General features: G+C 63.2%; 15 protein-coding genes. 6 read left to right on the top strand and 9 right to left on the bottom strand.

Going from position 1 to position 16,351, the window contains the following annotated elements:
- Positions 1 to 38: 38 nt before the first annotated feature.
- The 5 genes from iaaH to LPA34_RS20580 form a co-directional block, all read right to left on the bottom strand.
- Positions 39 to 1,493 carry an indoleacetamide hydrolase gene (iaaH, locus tag LPA34_RS20600; protein WP_228981639.1) on the bottom strand — a complete coding sequence of 485 codons (1,455 nt, stop codon included), beginning with the start codon at positions 1,491 to 1,493 and terminating at the stop codon, positions 39 to 41.
- Positions 1,494 to 1,557: 64 nt separating this feature from the next.
- Positions 1,558 to 2,451: a ferritin-like domain-containing protein gene (locus tag LPA34_RS20595; RefSeq protein ID WP_228981638.1), complete on the bottom strand. Its 894-nt coding sequence runs from the start codon at positions 2,449 to 2,451 to the stop codon at positions 1,558 to 1,560.
- Between the two features lie 105 nt (positions 2,452 to 2,556).
- Complete coding sequence (locus tag LPA34_RS20590) at positions 2,557 to 2,772, bottom strand: transcriptional regulator (RefSeq protein WP_228981635.1); 216 nt, start codon at positions 2,770 to 2,772, stop codon at positions 2,557 to 2,559.
- Positions 2,773 to 3,130: 358 nt separating this feature from the next.
- Positions 3,131 to 3,814: an NADPH-dependent FMN reductase gene (locus LPA34_RS20585; protein WP_228981634.1), complete on the bottom strand. Its 684-nt coding sequence runs from the start codon at positions 3,812 to 3,814 to the stop codon at positions 3,131 to 3,133.
- Between the two features lie 364 nt (positions 3,815 to 4,178).
- The gene (locus LPA34_RS20580; protein ID WP_228981631.1) at positions 4,179 to 4,580 is read right to left on the bottom strand and encodes a DUF3224 domain-containing protein; all 402 of its coding nucleotides are present in this window, start codon (positions 4,578 to 4,580) and stop codon (positions 4,179 to 4,181) included.
- A gap of 184 nt (positions 4,581 to 4,764) precedes the next feature.
- Here LPA34_RS20580 and LPA34_RS27145 point away from each other — a divergent pair, with 184 nt between their 5' ends.
- From LPA34_RS27145 to LPA34_RS20550, 6 genes are all read left to right on the top strand, one after another.
- Positions 4,765 to 5,082 (top strand): recombinase family protein, encoded by a 318-nt coding sequence (locus tag LPA34_RS27145; protein ID WP_458796460.1) that lies wholly within the window; start codon positions 4,765 to 4,767, stop codon positions 5,080 to 5,082.
- 60 nt (positions 5,083 to 5,142) lie between these two features.
- A complete protein-coding gene (locus LPA34_RS20570) occupies positions 5,143 to 5,421 on the top strand; it encodes a hypothetical protein (RefSeq protein WP_228981629.1) in 279 nt (92 codons plus the stop codon).
- Positions 5,422 to 5,427: 6 nt separating this feature from the next.
- On the top strand, positions 5,428 to 8,076 hold the full coding sequence (locus tag LPA34_RS20565; protein ID WP_228981627.1) for an autotransporter family protein: 2,649 nt from the start codon (positions 5,428 to 5,430) through the stop codon (positions 8,074 to 8,076).
- A gap of 172 nt (positions 8,077 to 8,248) precedes the next feature.
- On the top strand, positions 8,249 to 8,731 hold the full coding sequence (locus LPA34_RS20560) for a hypothetical protein (protein ID WP_228981625.1): 483 nt from the start codon (positions 8,249 to 8,251) through the stop codon (positions 8,729 to 8,731).
- Positions 8,732 to 8,886: 155 nt separating this feature from the next.
- Positions 8,887 to 9,225: a hypothetical protein gene (locus LPA34_RS20555; RefSeq protein WP_228981623.1), complete on the top strand. Its 339-nt coding sequence runs from the start codon at positions 8,887 to 8,889 to the stop codon at positions 9,223 to 9,225.
- Between the two features lie 608 nt (positions 9,226 to 9,833).
- Positions 9,834 to 11,195 (top strand): MFS transporter, encoded by a 1,362-nt coding sequence (locus LPA34_RS20550; RefSeq protein WP_228981622.1) that lies wholly within the window; start codon positions 9,834 to 9,836, stop codon positions 11,193 to 11,195.
- A gap of 42 nt (positions 11,196 to 11,237) precedes the next feature.
- Here LPA34_RS20550 and LPA34_RS20545 read toward each other — a convergent pair whose 3' ends face one another.
- The 4 genes from LPA34_RS20545 to LPA34_RS20530 form a co-directional block, all read right to left on the bottom strand.
- Positions 11,238 to 11,711, bottom strand: coding sequence for a hypothetical protein (locus LPA34_RS20545; RefSeq protein WP_228981621.1), 474 nt, complete (start codon positions 11,709 to 11,711; stop codon positions 11,238 to 11,240).
- A gap of 647 nt (positions 11,712 to 12,358) precedes the next feature.
- The gene (gene gudD, locus LPA34_RS20540; protein WP_228981617.1) at positions 12,359 to 13,714 is read right to left on the bottom strand and encodes a glucarate dehydratase; all 1,356 of its coding nucleotides are present in this window, start codon (positions 13,712 to 13,714) and stop codon (positions 12,359 to 12,361) included.
- Between the two features lie 78 nt (positions 13,715 to 13,792).
- Complete coding sequence (locus tag LPA34_RS20535) at positions 13,793 to 15,037, bottom strand: MFS transporter (protein ID WP_411179019.1); 1,245 nt, start codon at positions 15,035 to 15,037, stop codon at positions 13,793 to 13,795.
- A gap of 533 nt (positions 15,038 to 15,570) precedes the next feature.
- On the bottom strand, positions 15,571 to 16,323 hold the full coding sequence (locus LPA34_RS20530) for a FadR/GntR family transcriptional regulator (protein ID WP_228981613.1): 753 nt from the start codon (positions 16,321 to 16,323) through the stop codon (positions 15,571 to 15,573).
- Positions 16,324 to 16,351: the final 28 nt, after the last annotated feature.

Genomic DNA, 16,351 nt, shown 5'->3' with positions numbered 1-16,351 from the left:
AGCGTCCGCATGCGCGCGCTCCGGCACACGCAGGGCGGTTACAGGGCTGGAGCCGCGAGCGAACCCAATATCTGTTCGAACGCGATGCCGATCGCAAGCAGGCGCCGGTCGCTGCCAGTCGGGCCGTCCAGTTCGATGCCAACAGGGCGCCCGTCCTGCGTCATGCCCGCGGGCAACGAAAGGCCCGGAATGCCCGCATTGCTGGCCGGGTCGGTATTGCGCAGGAACGCTGCCATTTCATCGAGCGTCTCGCCGTCGTCGATCGTCACCGTGGACGAGCCGTTCATCTCGTCAATGGGCACGGCGGCGAGGATCGTGGTGGGGAAAAGCAGCGCGTCGATCCGGTGCGTGTTGAAAGTTGCGTCATATAGCTGCTGAAGCTGCGGGCGCCACGTGTGCATCGCCGCGTCGTATTGACTGGCGAACACGTCGGCGATGATCGCGTCGTACGCGCTGCGCACGTCCGGGCACGCAATGCGCGCGGCGATATCCACCACGGTTTTCACGGGCGCATTGTTGGCGACGAGCCACGCAGGGACATCGTCGACGGGTTCGTGCAGCGCCACGGGCGAGCTGACCTTGTCGTTCAACTCGATCAGCCCGGGCATGTCGAGCTCGACGAAGACCACGCCCGCTGCCGCGAGGCGCGCCACGGCAGCGCGCGCGACGCTTTCGAGCGCGCGTTCCAGGCCTTCCCAGAGCGGCGCGGGCAAGCCAATGCGCAGGCCCGCAAGCGAAACGGCGGGCAGCGTGGTATCGCCCGCGATGACGCCGTCGAGCAGCGCAATATCGGCGACGGTGCGCGCCATCGGACCGACCGTGTCGCGCGTGCGGCTGATCGGCACGACGGCGTGCGGGTCGTGATAGCGGCGCGCGCGGCCGCCGTTACCCACCGAAGGACGAAAGCCCGCGGTGCCGGTCAGCGCGGCGGGAATACGCGTTGAGCCGCCGGTGTCGGTACCGAGACCGGCGGGCGCGATGCGGGCGGCGATAGCGGCTGCGGTGCCGCCCGAAGAGCCGCCGGGAATCAGCGATGGATCGTACGGATTGCGCACCGGTCCGGCGTGCGAAGCCAGATTCGTGCTGGTGATGCCGAACGCCAGTTCGTGCATGTTGGCCTTGCCGAGCACGATCGCGCCGGCATCGACAAGCCGCTGCACGGAGGGCGCGTTGGAAGACGGAACGAAATTCTCGAGCGCCGGCGTCGCCGCCGATGTCTGCAGTCCCACCGTGTTGATGTTGTCCTTGACGACGACCGGCAGGCCGGCAAGCGGCAGCCGCGTTTTTTCCGCGGCGGACAGCGCGTCGATGCGTTTTGCCGCGTCGAGCGCGCCTTCCATGTTGAGCGCCGTGAGCGCGTTCAACGTCGACAGTGCAGCCGCGCGCGCCAGCAACGTCGCGACATAATCGGTGGCGGCGAGGCGCCCCTGCTGGATGGCGACGACGGCCTGCGTGGCTGTCAGCGCGAGTTGTTCATCGACCGTCCATGTCATGCTGTCTCCAGAGTTGTGGCGGCGTTCGCCGCTTGCCGCGACAGGCGGCGGCCATCCTGCATCGCTACTTCAGGAAGCGCAACGCGAAGCGCGCGAGGCGCGGCACGACGGCTGGCCGGACAAGTCGCGCGTCGTAGCCGGCCATGCGACGTTCGTTTTCGGCGAGACACAGCTCGACGAGTTCGCGCGCGGTCAGTTTTTTACCAAGCGTGCCACCGTTAGACGCGAGGAAATTCGAATCGTGCGCCACGCCGTTCGCGTCGATACCCTTCGCAATCGCGACGCGATCCCACACGAGCCTGAACCAGATCGCCCCCACGCGCAGCGAATGCCATGGCCTGCGCCACCACGGCATCGTACGCCGGTACCACGTCACCCAGTTCATGAAGAAGAGAATATGCCGGGCTTCTTCCTGAATCACCGGTTCGAACGTTTCGACGAGCGCCTCGGGGAAATAGCCGGATTGCTGCGCCGAGCGGAACAGGCCAAATGCGAAGAAGCTGTCGATGCACTCGCTGTAGCCGGTGAACATCCATGCCCATTCGGCGTCGCGCGGAGCGGGGTACTCGGGTTCGGGCGCGAGTTCGATGCCATAGGCCTCGACCAGCTTCGACAGCACGACCTTGTGACGGGCTTCCTCGGCGGCGTCCATTTCGATCGCCTCGCGCAGCAGCGGATCGCCCAGCTGCGCGGCGTACGTGGCGACGCGGATCGACGCACGGCCTTCGGTCTGTACGGCGATATTCCAGATGGGAAGCGAGGTCAGGCGCTGCAGCGCGTCGGGCGGAAGTGGCGGCCAGTCGAGAACCGCGGGCCGGTAGGGATTGTGTGTCTCCAGCAGCATGCGGCAGAACATCTGTTTGTGTGCATCGGAGCCGATCTTGACGCGCGTCGGGTCAAGGAAGGTCCAGTGGCGCAGGGCGCGGTCTTCGGGAGCATGCGTCAGAGTATCGGACATGGCAGCGAGACAGGCAGGCGGAGATGTCGCTTATTCTGTCACAACCCTTGAAAACACGGCGTCGAAGCGGCCGACGCCGGCTGGCTCGCTCATCCCGGGCAACCTCTACCGGTGACTGTCGATCCACAGTCGTCCCCACCGGAACGCGTAGGCCAGTGCATGTTCTTCGTCGAAAAAGTAATCGAGGGCATCGAACGAATACGCGTGGCTCTGCGTCGCGGTGGCTTTCTCGATGGTGAGATTGGCGGCGAAGAGGCCGTTGGGCAGGCGCTGTGCTGCCGTGGCGACCTCGTAGCCCTTGTAGTGAATAAGTCGGTTCATGGTCGTGCCGATGATCGCGCCCGCTTGCGTTTTCAGTTCACGCGAAGTGCGACGATCGGTCAATGAGCGGGCAGGGACAAGCGTAGGCCGTGCCGCGTGGCGAATGAACCAATCTTTCGTCGCAAGCAAATCAGGGGTGGCCTCGAACGGTCATCGGTGATCCGGATGTGGCGGTGTCGTATGCGCGTGGTCACACTATCCGGCGTTCACGCGCTTCCCGTATGTTGCGTGGCATACGCACGGCCTGCCCGGCCGTGCGCGCTGTGTGCGGTGGCGCACGCTGCGTGAGGTGGCGGAATTGAGCGATGTGGATGGACGCGCCGATACCGGCCCACCCCTGCGCAAAAGCCCGCGCCGGTCAGCTCGCCAGCGACAGCACGTTCGCCGCGCGCGATGGCCGGGGTGCGGCGCTCTCCTGTTCCGCGAGTGCGGCGAGCGACGCTGGCGCCGTCGATCGTCCCGCGCCGAACGCCAGCGCGAACGTGGCAGCTTGCTGCCCCACGGTCGCGAGCTGCCCGGCAGCCTTCGGATCGGAGCATGTGTCTTCCGTCTCGAAGCGGGTTTCGAGCGTATTGATGCCGGCACCGAGCGGCGTCGGCCAGCCGCGCAACGCGTGGACGATCGAGCGCAGCGAACCCAGCACCGAGCCCGTCGCCTGCCAGCCGTAAGCCGTGACGATGCAGCCGACCGCGCGGCCGTCGAGGTAGGGACGCTCGTCGGCGCGCAGCGCTTCGAGCGTATCGAGTGCATTCTTGACGAGCCCGGAGACGCCGCCGTGATAGCCCGGCGTCGCGATGATGACGGCGTCGGCTTCGCGCACGGCTTCGATCAGTTCGCGCTGCGCTTCGGTGAGCGACGCGCTTTCAGGCGCGTAATGCGGCAGGCTGTGCAAAAACGCACCGCCGAACAGATGCGTGCGTGCGCCGGCGCTTTCAGCGCCATTCAGCGCGATGCGCAGCGCGCGTTCGGTCGACGAGCCGTCGCGCGTCGTGCCGCCGATACCCACGACGAGCGGCGGGCGGATGTGATTGAAACGGGGCAATGCGATGCTCCTTGCGTTGCGGCCACGGGCGCTGCACGGCGGGCTGCGTGTGCAGGCCGGGCAAGCCGGACTGATCCGCCATGTTAGCGACTCGAAGCGCTATCGCGAACGTGCTTTTTGTTCTAACGATATACGCGCAAGCGAGGGGTGTTTTCTGCAGTCATGCTGTATGGTGCCGCGCGATATGGTTATATGAAACCGTTCGTTGGCGAGTCTTCCACGCGAAGGTACGATGATTTCGTCTCCTCTATGACATCTCCTTTGACATGGGATTTGCCCCGGCACCGCCTGCGATGCCGGGGTATTTTTTTGGCCAGGCCACGGGACAGCAACTGGAAGCAGGAAGCGAGCGGACGGACTGTTTTCAGTTGCCGGGCAGGCGATAAGCAAACTCATAGAAGTGCGCGCCCTCTACGATATTGATCTTGAACTCGCCCTCGATGCCGTTCAGTTCTCCGGTTCCGGAGTCTGGAACGACAGTCACGGACAGAGAGGGCACGCCGCGCTTCATGGTGCCAGTGTGCTGCAGCATGAACGAGCCGTGTTTTCCTGCCAGTACCCCTGTGACTTTCTCTACGGCAACGTATCCGGCCGAACCTTTAACGCTTGTCATCGCGCTCAGCATTTGTCCCTTCGTCGTGGCTACGAGATCACCGGAGATCTGCTTGTCGATAGACATGCGCCCAAGCTGCTGATCGGAGTCCCCATTTTCGAACGACATGGGTTGGAGTGAAACGACGAATGTGCCTTTTGCGAATTGGGTCATAAGAATTCCAGTGCTGAAGAGCCAACAGTGGCGAATGGAAGGACGAAGGTGAAAGCGATTGTCGATGAAGCGGACAGTGGCAAAACGGCTTTGCTATTCGAATCCGGACCGGGGGTAGCGCGAATAATCGATCAGGCCATGCCAGCAGGCTTTACATCCAGAACTGCCGGCCAGTAGTTCGGCCATGAAGCGATCGTTTCATGGATGCCAGATCAACCGGGAACCCGATATCACGGGGCGCATTGCAAAATGTGCAAAATGCATCCAGCAACAGCTTCCATCTTTCAATGTCCGACTATACTGGATTTGCCCCGGAGAAACGGGGGCTCGTATGCTGACTGGGTACGCCCGTATCTCGACCGACGACCAGCATCCCGGTCTGCAACGCGACTCGTTGGCAAACGCCGGGTGCGAGCGTGTGTTCGAGGACACGGCGAGCGGAGCATCGACACCGCGTCGATTGCAGATTCATGCGATTTCGATTTCAGGTCGTGACAGGTAGCTACTGGTTGACGCAGTGCACACAGCAGGACTGGTTTGCATGCCCTGGAGGGAGGAGCGCATGTATCGTACACGTCCGACGTTTGTACCGACCCGGCTGCTGAACGCCGTCACGCTCGCATTCGTGACATCCGCGCTCGTCCCTTTTACGCCCGCGCTGGCAGCCTGCAACATTACATCGCCGGCCAGCGGACAGACGGCGACCTGCGACACGAGCGCGCCGAATCCCGCGAACACGCCTGTTTCCGCGGTGCCGGGCAGCACGAACGTCACCGTGAACGTGTTGCCCGACGCTGAACTCGACGTGTCAGGCGCCACGGGCATTGCCGTATCCGACTAGAGCACCGTGACGAACCTCGGCACGCTGCGCATAACAGGCGATACGTTCAATGGCATGGCGTCTCAGGGAAGCGGCGCCGGCCAGAACACGCTGATCAATCGCGGACTGATCGTCGTGGGCGGGAACAGTGCTTCCGGACTCTTCAACAGCGCTCCGGCGGCCACGATGCTCAACGACACGGCCGGCGTCATCCAGACAGGCGGCACGAATGCCTACGCGATGTCCGATGTCGCGAGTGCGGGCGGCAGTGCGCTGACGAACGACGGCAAGCTTGTCACCACCGGCGCGGGTGCCGCCGGCATGGCGACGTTCGCGATCAACGACACGCTCATCAACAACGGCGCCATCACGACCGCCGGCGACAGCGCGTACGGCATGCTTGCCCGAGCCGGTACCGCGCCGGGCAACAACGTGATCACGAACAACGGCACGATCACGACGACCGGCACGGACGCGCACGGCATCATTTCGCAGGACCCGACCCCTGGCGCCATCACGAACACCGGTTCGATCACCGCGCAAGGGCCGGGCGCGCTTGGCGCGTTCATCGCGGGCAAGGTGACCTTCAATAACGTCGGGGGCGCGAGCATCGTGAGCGAGCAGGCCAACGGCGTCGACGGAAACGGCGGCGGCACGTATAACAACGCCGGTACGATCTCCGCGCGAAACGTCACGCTTTCGTTCGCCGACGTCGATGCGACGGTCAACAACAGCGGCACGCTGACGTCCGCCACGACCGAAGCGATCGCGTCGAACGGGCCGATCAATCTCGTGATCAACAATACCGGCAACATCGTGGGCGGCGGCGGTCGGGCTATCTTCACGGATGTCGGTAACGATACGTTCAACTGGAGCGCGGGCACGATCCAGGGCTTTGTGCGGATGGATGCCGGCGACGACGTGGCGACACTGACGTCGCTAACCGATACCAACCTGGCCGGCGTGCCTTCATTCGATGGCGGTCCCGGCAACGACGTCGTGACGTTCGACCACACGCAGGCGGGTGGCTTGAGCCGCTTTATCAACTGGGAGACGGTCAACGTCACGAACGGCAGCCAGCTCACGCTCGACAGCAGCGGGCTGACGCTCGGCGACAGCGGTACCCAGACAGGCACGCTCAACATCGATGCGACGAGCACGCTGTACGCCGGTGGTCTGGGCGATCCTTCGATCATGCCGGCGGTCGCGGGACGCCTTGTCAACGTCAACAACGCGGGCACGATCGATCTCACGAACGGCGGCACGAGTACGACCGACGCGCTGGTGGTGAACGGCAACTACACCGGCAGCAACGGCCGTTTGTTACTGCAGGTGGTGCTGGGCGCGGACGGTTCGCCTGCCGACCGGCTCGTGATCGCACAGGGCACCGGCTCGGGCAATACGGCGCTCGGTGTGACGAATTCCGGCGGCGCGGGAGGCCTGACCGTCACGGACGGCATCATGGTGGTTCAGACGACGAACGGCGCGACGACGACCGCAAATGCGTTCACGTTACCAAAGCCGCTGGTCGCGGGCGCATACGTGTACTACCTGTTCAAGGGCGGCGTGAGCGCCGGGACTGCGGACAACTGGTATCTGCGTTCGAGTCTCCCCCCGGCGCCCGTTACGTCGCCTACGTCGACGTCAATGTCAGCGCCTCAGGCCAGCGAGGGCACGCCACCGTTGCCGGCGCCGCCGCCGGCCGGGTCCGCGCCGACGCCGCTTTACCGGATGGAGGTACCCGTCTACGCCGAGGTGCCGGCATTGACGCGCGAACTCGGCGTGGCGCAGATCGGCACGTTCCACGACCGGCAGGGCGAGCAGTCGTTGCTGGGCGAAACCGGTGCGCTGCCGGCCGCGTGGGCGCGCGTATGGGGTGAACACGCGACGCAGCGAAATGGCGGTGGGGTCGACCCGGAGTTCAGCGGCGCGATGGGCGGCGTGCAGGTCGGACACGACGTGTATGCCGATCGCACTGCGAGTGGCCATCGCAACCACTACGGCTTTTTCGTGGGCGCCGCGCGCGCCGAAGGCGATGTAAGCGGCCTCGCGCTCGGGTTTCCCGATCTGGCCGCCGGGCATCTTGCGATCAACGCGTACAGCATCGGCGGCTACTGGACGCACATCGGTCCTGGCGGCTGGTACACGGACGCCATCCTGATGGGCAGCACGCTCACGATCGATCCGTCGTCGAATCAGGGCATCGGCGCGACGACGCACGGTCATACGGTCGGCGCATCGCTCGAAGGCGGCTTGCCCATTGCGCTGTCGACGATCCTGAGCATCGAGCCGCAGATGCAACTGATCTGGCAGCACACATCGATCAGCGATCTCAATGACGGTATTTCAGGCGTGTCGTTTCATGCCGCAAGCGGACTCACGGGCAGGCTTGGCGTGCGGCTTGCCGGCCGTTTCGATGCGGCAGGCACTGCGTGGCAACCGTATCTGCGTGTGAACCTGTGGCATGACTTCGGTGGCACGGATAACGCGACGTTCGCCGGCGCCACGGTCATTCCGGTGAGCGTATCGGCGACGTCCGCGCAGTTTCAGCTCGGCATCGTCGCGAAGGTGAGTGTGCGCGGCAGCGTCTTTGCGAATGCGGGCTATACGACGAACGTCAACGGCGAACATCGCAGTATCGTCGCCGGCGACGTGGGCGTGCGCTGGTACTGGTGAGCGGTACGTGAAGTGCGTTTCCAGTGGCAGTCCGCCGCGATGCGCGCATCGTTGCGTGCGGATGCTACGTGCCGGGATTCAATTACACTCTACGGCGCAGCGTTTTCCGGTGGCTTTGTCCGTGCCCTGGCGATGGACTGCATGACCCCGTCACGGAGCGCCGAACCCACCGATGAGCCACGCACCGCAATCCAGCGAGCAGGACCAGGTCGTCCTGATGGACGACATTCCCCATCCCGATCACGATACCAGCGCGCCGTTCGTGCTGGCCAATGAAAGGCTGGTCGCCATTGTCTATCGCATCGCAAAGACGGACTTCGAGCGCTTCGGTCCGTTTAGCGACGATGATCCGTTTTGCGTGATCGCATTCATGTCGGCCGCGTTTCACCAGTTCGGACCGCCGCGCGATGCCGATCTGCCCGCTTACTTTCTCGCTTCAAAAGGCTTGCTCGGATATAGCGCGCATGAGGTCATGCGCTCATCGCTGGTCGCGGATTCATGGGGACCGGCGTATTCGCTTGAAGGTGGCTTGCGGCACTTCGTGCTGACGTTTGGCGATTCGACGTTCGAATGCGTAGCCGGCGATTGCACCGTCGCGGGCATTTACGGTAACGGCGATATCGCGGCGCGCGAGGCGTTCTCGCTTTGCCAGTAAGCGCGGGCTGTGCCGTTCATGGCGCAGGCTTAAGTTCGCACTCAAGCCACCACGATTGCAGGGCCTTAAGAAAAACATGACGGCGTAACGACATTGTAATAATGTGCCGTTTGAATCCATCCTGAGACTTGAACAAAAAACGGGGGTTTAGGACCATGCAATATTCGAACACGGTGAACGGGGCCGGTGCCATCGCGGGGACCATTCAAGGCAATCAATCGGGCACTTCGCAGGCAGGTGCATCTGCGAACAAGCCTTCTTTCCAGGAACTGCTTGCCGAGCTGACCGATTACGTGAAGGGCACGCCGTCCCAACAAATGGAAAAGCAGATTCTGGCGAAGCTCGGAATCACGGAAAAAGACCTGAAGGCAATGACGCCGGAACAGCGCGCCAAGGTAATGGAACAGGTGCGCGAGATGGTCAAGCGGGAACTGGCGGCGCTCAAGGAAACGCAGCAAGCTAAAAAAACCGCAGGTATCGACGGCCTGGCTTAAGGGTGTACGGCCGGGGTAGACAGCACCTGGACATGCAGCGCTGCGTGAGCGCGACCATGTACGTTGCTTGAAGATCGTCTCGTGCGCCCGCTCGCTGTACCGCTAACCGTTCAGCAACCATCTTGCATGGGACCGGCGTAACGCACCAAAGCGCGTCCCATCGCCAGAATCGCCGCTGCTGGTCCAGCCCTGGTCAGTCCGATCCCGCAGAGCGATTGCGCAACCGCCGTGCGAGTCGCGAGCGCATATGTGTCATGCGCGGATGCAATCGCCCGGCGCGCGCCGCAGCGTCGCCTGCGTGGTCTGTCCAGCCAGCGCGAATCCCAACGCTCATAACGAGACGGGCAATCGGGTTATCCCGCGTTGACCGTCAGCGAACCGCCTGCTTACAATCCCATTTTGTTCAATAAAAGAATTCGCGTTCGTAAGGCGAACAAACTCGTAAATGCGACCGGTTGAAAGTGCTGTTTCCAGCGCATCTGCCGGGAAAGCCGGTGAAGGTCTGAATAGCCGGTTCGCGGCCGGTGCGGGTATGGTCGACGCTTGCGGCCGCGCAGGATCGTAACGTGGATGGTGCCACTGCGCCGTCGACCGTCAGGGGATGAGACGTGAATCGAAACACTGCCGTCAACGTGCAGACGTTTATCAATGAGCACCCGTTCTCGGGGTTTCAGTGGCTCATTTTCTTCATGTGTTTTGTGATCGTGCTGCTGGACGGTTTCGATACCGCGGCGATCGGTTTTATCGCGCCTTCGCTGATCACGGAGTGGAACGTCAGCAAGCCTGCGCTCGCACCGGTATTGAGCGCCGCGCTGTTCGGCCTCGCATGCGGCGCGCTCGTATCAGGGCCGCTTTCCGACCGGCTGGGGCGGCGTCTGTTGTTGATCGGCTCGGTCATGCTCTTTGGCGTGGCGTGCCTCGGTTCGGCTTTCTCGACGACCATCGAACACCTGACTGCCCTGCGCTTCGTGACCGGGATCGGTCTTGGCGCCGCGATGCCCAACGCCGTCACGATGATGGGCGAATTCTGCCCGGACCGCCGGCGTGCGACGGTCATCAACCTGATGTTCTGCGGCTTTCCGCTAGGCGCGGCATGTGGCGGCTTTCTTGCTGCGTGGCTGATTCCGCATTTCGGATGGCGCGCCGTGCTGATGCTCGGCGGCATCACGCCTTTGCTGCTCGTGCTGGCGTTGCTGCTCAAATTGCCGGAGTCCGTGCGTTACATGGTCGCGAAGAACCATCCCGCCGAAAAGATCCGCGCGGTGCTGGCGCGTATTTCCAGTGCGGCGGCACAGGCCGGATCGTTTGTGATGACCGAGCAGGCACCGCAGGTGGCGGGGAAGAGCGGCGCGGGGCTCGTGCTGTCGCGTTCCTATATCGTCGGCACGGTGATGCTGTGGCTTACGTATTTCATGGGCCTCGTGATTTTCTACGCGTCGATCAACTGGATGCCGATCCTGTTGAAAGAAGCCGGCCTGGACCCGCAGCGCGCGACGCTGATTTCCGCACTGTTCCCGCTCGGTGGCGTGGGCGCGGTGGTGTGCGGCGTGTTGATGGATCGTTTCAACGCGAACCGGATCATCGCCGTGTGCTACGCACTGACGGCGGTGAGCGTCTACTGTATCGGGCAGGCGGTGGGCAACGTCGGTTTGCTGGTGCTGACGGTGTTCATGGCGGGCGTATTGATGAACACCGCGCAATCGTCGATGCCCGCGCTGGCTGCCGCGTTTTATCCGACTGAGGGTCGCGGCACCGGCGTCGCGTGGATGCTTGGCATAGGCCGCTTTGGCGGCATCGCAGGGTCCTTCCTCGTTGCGGAGCTGGCCCGTCGGCATTTCTCGTTCGCGGGCATTTTCGCCATGATCGCGCTGGCTGGCGTGATTGCATGCGTCGCGTTGCTGATCAAGCAGACGTCACGCCCCGAGCTGGCCGTGCCGGCACCGCTGGAAGCCGGCACGCCCGGCCACTAGGCGCAACCAGGCCGGAGAGCGCGCAGAGGGCGGAGCACGTCGTTACGATGACGTTTCCGCGAGCGCGGGGAGACGTCCGGCCGTGAGCAACCCTTCGATCATCTTCGCTTCCGCCATCGCAATGCTTTCGAGCGACGCGGCCGCCAGCTGGCGCGCAAAGACGTCCAGCGCGAAACACAGCCACGCGTAGTCGATACCGCTCGTCGCCCAGATGCCGTTTTCGTGCGCCGCGGTATCGATCTGCATCATCGCAGCGTGCGCTTCCTGGATCGCCATGCGGTCGTCGCTTTCGTAACCGAGGCGGCAAAGCTCCTCAGCGACCAGCAACTGCCGGCCGAGCGTCGTGAACAGTTCACGCGAGCCATGACCACGGCGGAATGCGTCGAGACCGGTGTAGCACTGCAGCAGCATGGCCTGTGTCACAGGCTCGTGTGCGGCCCGGCTAAACGTGAGCGCGCGCAGCAGCGGCGACATGGCCGGCTGGGTGTATTTGCGGATGTGCGATTTTCCAGACATGATGGTTTGAACCTTCTTCGGTAATGCAGGGCCCCGGCCGTACGCGTTGAAAATGGAACCGGGGGCCTCGGACCAGAGTCCGTGCAGGCATGATGATCGCCGACAATTAAGGCAGGCTTAAAGCATATAGCGCGCGGATGCGTCCACTGTGCATGCCGCCCGAAGACGAAAAAAAGCCCCGTCCCACACGGGAACGGGGCATGACAGGATGGAAAGTCTCGCGAACTCGTGGAAGCCCGCCGACGTATCGCCATCGCATACAACGTGGTTGTTACTATCTTGACTGCCTGTTACCGGCATCCGGTCCTTCTTTTGTTGTCTGCAGCAAACCCCAGATACTTTTTTGAATGTGCTTCATCCACGAACTGCAAGTGCTGCTACGTCTGCAACCACTACGTGAAAAAACGGTCAACGGTACGGTTCAACGCAACGCGGAGGGGACCGCGTCGATGGCGCGGTGATTCGCTCCATGAAAACAAGTGTAGGTGCGCGGACATCCATTCAATCCGGCGAAACGAAGCGGATTTCGCGGGCAATTTGATGAATTGCCGGACATCGCGCGAGGCGTGGCCCGGCAGTTCTTCCGTGCGTACCGGCTTCTGGCGGCGGGTGATCCGAACCGTTGGCGGGACCCGCTGCCAGGACCGTCAGCCCCCGCGCACGAGGCACGGCCGTTTGTTGTCGAACTTCCAGTTCGGAATCAGATATTGCATGGCGACACCGTCATCGCGGGCGCCGAGGCCATGCTCTTGATACAGCGCGTGGGCTTTCCCGAGTGCGTCCATATCGAGTTCGACACCGAGGCCCGCCTTTTCCGGCACCTTCACCTTGCCGCCGACGATCTGTAGCGGCTCGCGTGTCAGAAACTGCCCGTCCTGCCAGATCCAGTGCGTGTCGATGGCGGTGATCTTGCCGGGCGCGGCAGCCGCGACCTGGGTGAACATCGCGAGCGAAATGTCGAAGTGATTGTTCGAATGCGAACCCCAGGTCAGGCCCCATTCGTTGCACATCTGCGCGACACGTACCGAGCCCTGCATGGTCCAGAAGTGCGGATCGGCGAGCGGAATGTCGACGGATTGCAGCTGGATCGCGTGACCCATCTGGCGCCAGTCCGTGGCAATCATGTTGGTGGCGGTCGGCAGACCGGTTGCGCGACGGAATTCAGCCATCACTTCGCGGCCCGAGTAGCCGTTCTCCGCGCCGCACGGATCTTCTGCATACGCGAGCACGTCGTGCTGGTCGCGGCAAAGACGGATCGCTTCCGCCAGCGACCACGCGCCATTCGGATCGAGCGTCACACGGGCGTTCGGAAAGCGCTCCGCCAGAGCGGTCACCGCTTCGATTTCGGCGTCGCCGGCAAGCACGCCGCCTTTCAGCTTGAAGTCGTTAAAGCCATAGCGCGCCTGCGCGGCTTCGGCCAGACGCACCACGGCTTCGGGCGTCATGGCTTCCTCGGTGCGCGCGCGCTCCCAGTCGTCGCCGCCTTCCGCGCCGCCTGCATACGGCAGGTCGGTTTTGTTGCGGTCGCCGATATAGAACAGATATCCGAGCATTTCGACTTCGTCGCGTTGCTGGCCTTCGCCCAGCAGTGCGGCGACGGGCACGCCCAGATGTTGCCCGAGCAGATCGAGCAGCGCGGCTTCGAGCGCCGTTACCGCGTGAATGGTCGTGCGCAGGTCGAACGTCTGCAGCCCGCGTCCGCCCGCGTCGCGATCGGCGAACTGCGTGCGCACCTTGTTGAGCACGGCCTGAAGATTGCCGATCGACTGGCCGACGACCAGCCCGCGTGCATCGTCGATGGTCTTGCGGATGCTCTCGCCGCCGGGCACCTCACCCACGCCGGTATTGCCGGCGCTGTCGCGCAGGATGACCACGTTACGCGTGAAGAACGGGCCGTGCGCGCCGCTCAGGTTCAGCAACATGCTGTCGCGGCCGGCGACGGGCACGACGCGCAGTTCGGTGACCTTCGGCGTGGCGTTCGATTGCAGGGTAGGAGTGGACATGAGCATTGAACCTTGTATGTTTGAGAAGCCGGCTGGCGGGAGTCGGGTTGCTGTGGGTTGAACATCCGCCCCGGGCGGTCAGTGAGCCTTGCTGTGGACGGCCTCTACCGGCGCGTCGCGATTCACGAGACGGTTGCGGGTAAAAAAGCCGGCTGCCGCCGCGATGAGCGACGCCACGCCCAACCCGTACAGGCCACCGGAAATCGAGCCGGTGTGCTGCTGGAGGTAACCAAACGCGGCAGGTGCGAAGAACCCTCCCAGATTTCCGACAGAGTTGATGAGTGCAATCACGGCAGCCGCCACACGGGCATCGAGGTAGCCCTGGGGAATCGGCCAGAAAAGCGACGAAGCGGCCTTGAATCCGATGGCGGAAAAGCAGATGGCGACAAACGACAGGACCGGATTGCCCGACGTCGAAGCGAACAGCCCGCATGCGGCAATCACGAGCGCCGTGGCGAGCCAGGCCTGCTGAAAGCGCCATTTTGCAGAAAGTACCGCAAAACAGTACATCGCGACCATCGCGATCAGCCAGGGGATGGTGTTGAAGAGCCCCACCTGGAAATCCGAGAGGCTGCCCATCTTTCTGATGATCGTCGGAAGCCAGAAGGTGGCGGCGTAGATCGTCAGTTGAATCGCGAAGTACAGGAAGCAGAACAGCAGGATCTGCGGATCTTTCAGCAGCTTCATCGTCGGCACACGGGCGGTGCCGTGGGCGTCGCGCTCGGCCTGCTCGGCGGCGATGGACGACGCGAGAATCTTCCGTTCGTCAGCCGTGAGCCACGTGGCGTCGCCGATGCGGGACTTCAGCAGCATCCAGCTCACGCCGCACAGCAAGACCGAAAAGCCGCCTTCGATGAGAAACATCCACTGCCAGCCGTGAAGCCCGGCACCCTGGATCGAAAGCAGGGCGCCGGTGATCGGGCCGGAAAGCACGGATGCGATCGCCGACCCCGAAAGGAAAACCGCGATGGCCTTGCCGCGCTCTTTTTGCGGCAGCCATTGCGTGAAGTAGAAAACGACGCCGGGGAAGAACCCGGCCTCGGCGATGCCCAGCAGGAATCGCAGCACATAGAACGACGTATCGTTCCAGACGAACGCCATCGCGGCGGCCACGATGCCCCACGTGCCCATGATGCGCGTGAGCCAGGCGCGCGCGCCGTACTTCTGCATCAACACGTTCGACGGCACCTCGAAGAGCGCATAGCCGACGAAGAAGAGGCCACTGCCGAACCCGTAGGCAGCAGCGCCGAGGCCCAGATCCGTCTGCATGTGCGCGTTAGCAAAGCCGATGTTGACGCGGTCGATGTAGTTCGCGATAAACATCAGGAGAAAGAGCGGCAGCACATGCCGTTTGACCTTGGAGACCGCTGAGTCAAGCAGGTCGGTCGAGGTGGCGAAAGTAGATGTCAAGATGTCTCCAGTATTGGCCGGTGTGCGGGCCTGATCGGACGCAGTACGGTGCAGGCGGGGTCGACGATGAGGGTCTGCAAGCCTGTGTGTTGTATGTTGTCGGACGACAGTCTACTCTTTCGGAGTGGCGTTTTCCAATGTAGTGTTTACCCGTATTTTTGGCTTTAAATGCCTGTAATACAGGATTTTACTGGATTCCGGGAAGGTGATTTCGGGGCCAGCGATGATATGTGATCTGATGACCGATGTTGAGATTTTTATCGAAGAATCCTGACATCGCGATGTCCCGGCGGGTTTTCAGGCCAGCCGTTCGGCGATTGAACCGGGAGCGGGGCCTGGCGCGGTTCATTTAGGCGGGCGCGGCGAGGGCGAGTGGAGCGACGCCGGCTCCATCCGCGCAAAAAAAAGCGGCCGGCGGCCGCTTTCCTGCTGGATTGCCGGACGCGTCAGACAAGACCTTCCGCGCTTTCTTCCGGCGTCTGGCTTGCGCGGCGCAGGCGTTCGCGGCTGCTCGACAGATGCATCCGCATCGCGGCGCGCGCGCCCTCCGGGTCGCGTCGGGTGATCGCGTCGAGAATGCTTTCGTGTTCGATGTTGACGCGTGTCATGTACGCAGCCGGATCGCTGCGCGCGATGCCCGGTGAGTCGATACGGTGACGCGGAATCAGCGCCGCGCCCATTTGCGTGAGGATGTCGACGAAATACCGGTTGCCTGTCGCGTGTGCCACCGAGACGTGGAACCGCAAATCCGCGGCCGTGCTGTCGCCGCCTGCACGGTTCGTTTCCTCGACGGCTTCGAGCGCGGCGCGGATGTTCGCGATGTCCTGCTCTTTCGCGCGCTGCGCGGCCAGGCCCGCGCATTCCGTTTCGAGGCTGATGCGCAGTTCCAGCACCGACAGGAGATCGTTCAGCGTCGTCGCGGGGACCATGTCGAGGCCGAGCGGCTGGTGACGCGGTTCCAGCACGAAGCTGCCGATGCCGTGCCGCGTCTCGATCACGGCGCTCGCCTGAAGGCGCGAAATGGCTTCGCGCACAACCGTACGGCTGACGCCGAGCAGGGACATCAAGGCGGTTTCGGTCGGCAGTTGATCGCCCGGTTTCAGGGCGTTCGACGCGACCTGTTCCCTGACGTAATTCACCACGAGGTCCGCAAGGCTGCCGCGCACGCGTTGGGGCGCCGGGGTTGGGGACGAGGCCATGGAAAGACTCCTGATAGATGCGCTGTCG

The organism is Paraburkholderia gardini (genome assembly GCF_907164575.1).
In the GTDB taxonomy this organism is placed as follows: Bacteria; Pseudomonadota; Gammaproteobacteria; order Burkholderiales; family Burkholderiaceae; genus Paraburkholderia; species Paraburkholderia gardini.
The sequence above is the reverse complement of the archived record's forward strand: the minus strand, read 5'-3'. Positions and strand labels throughout refer to the sequence as shown.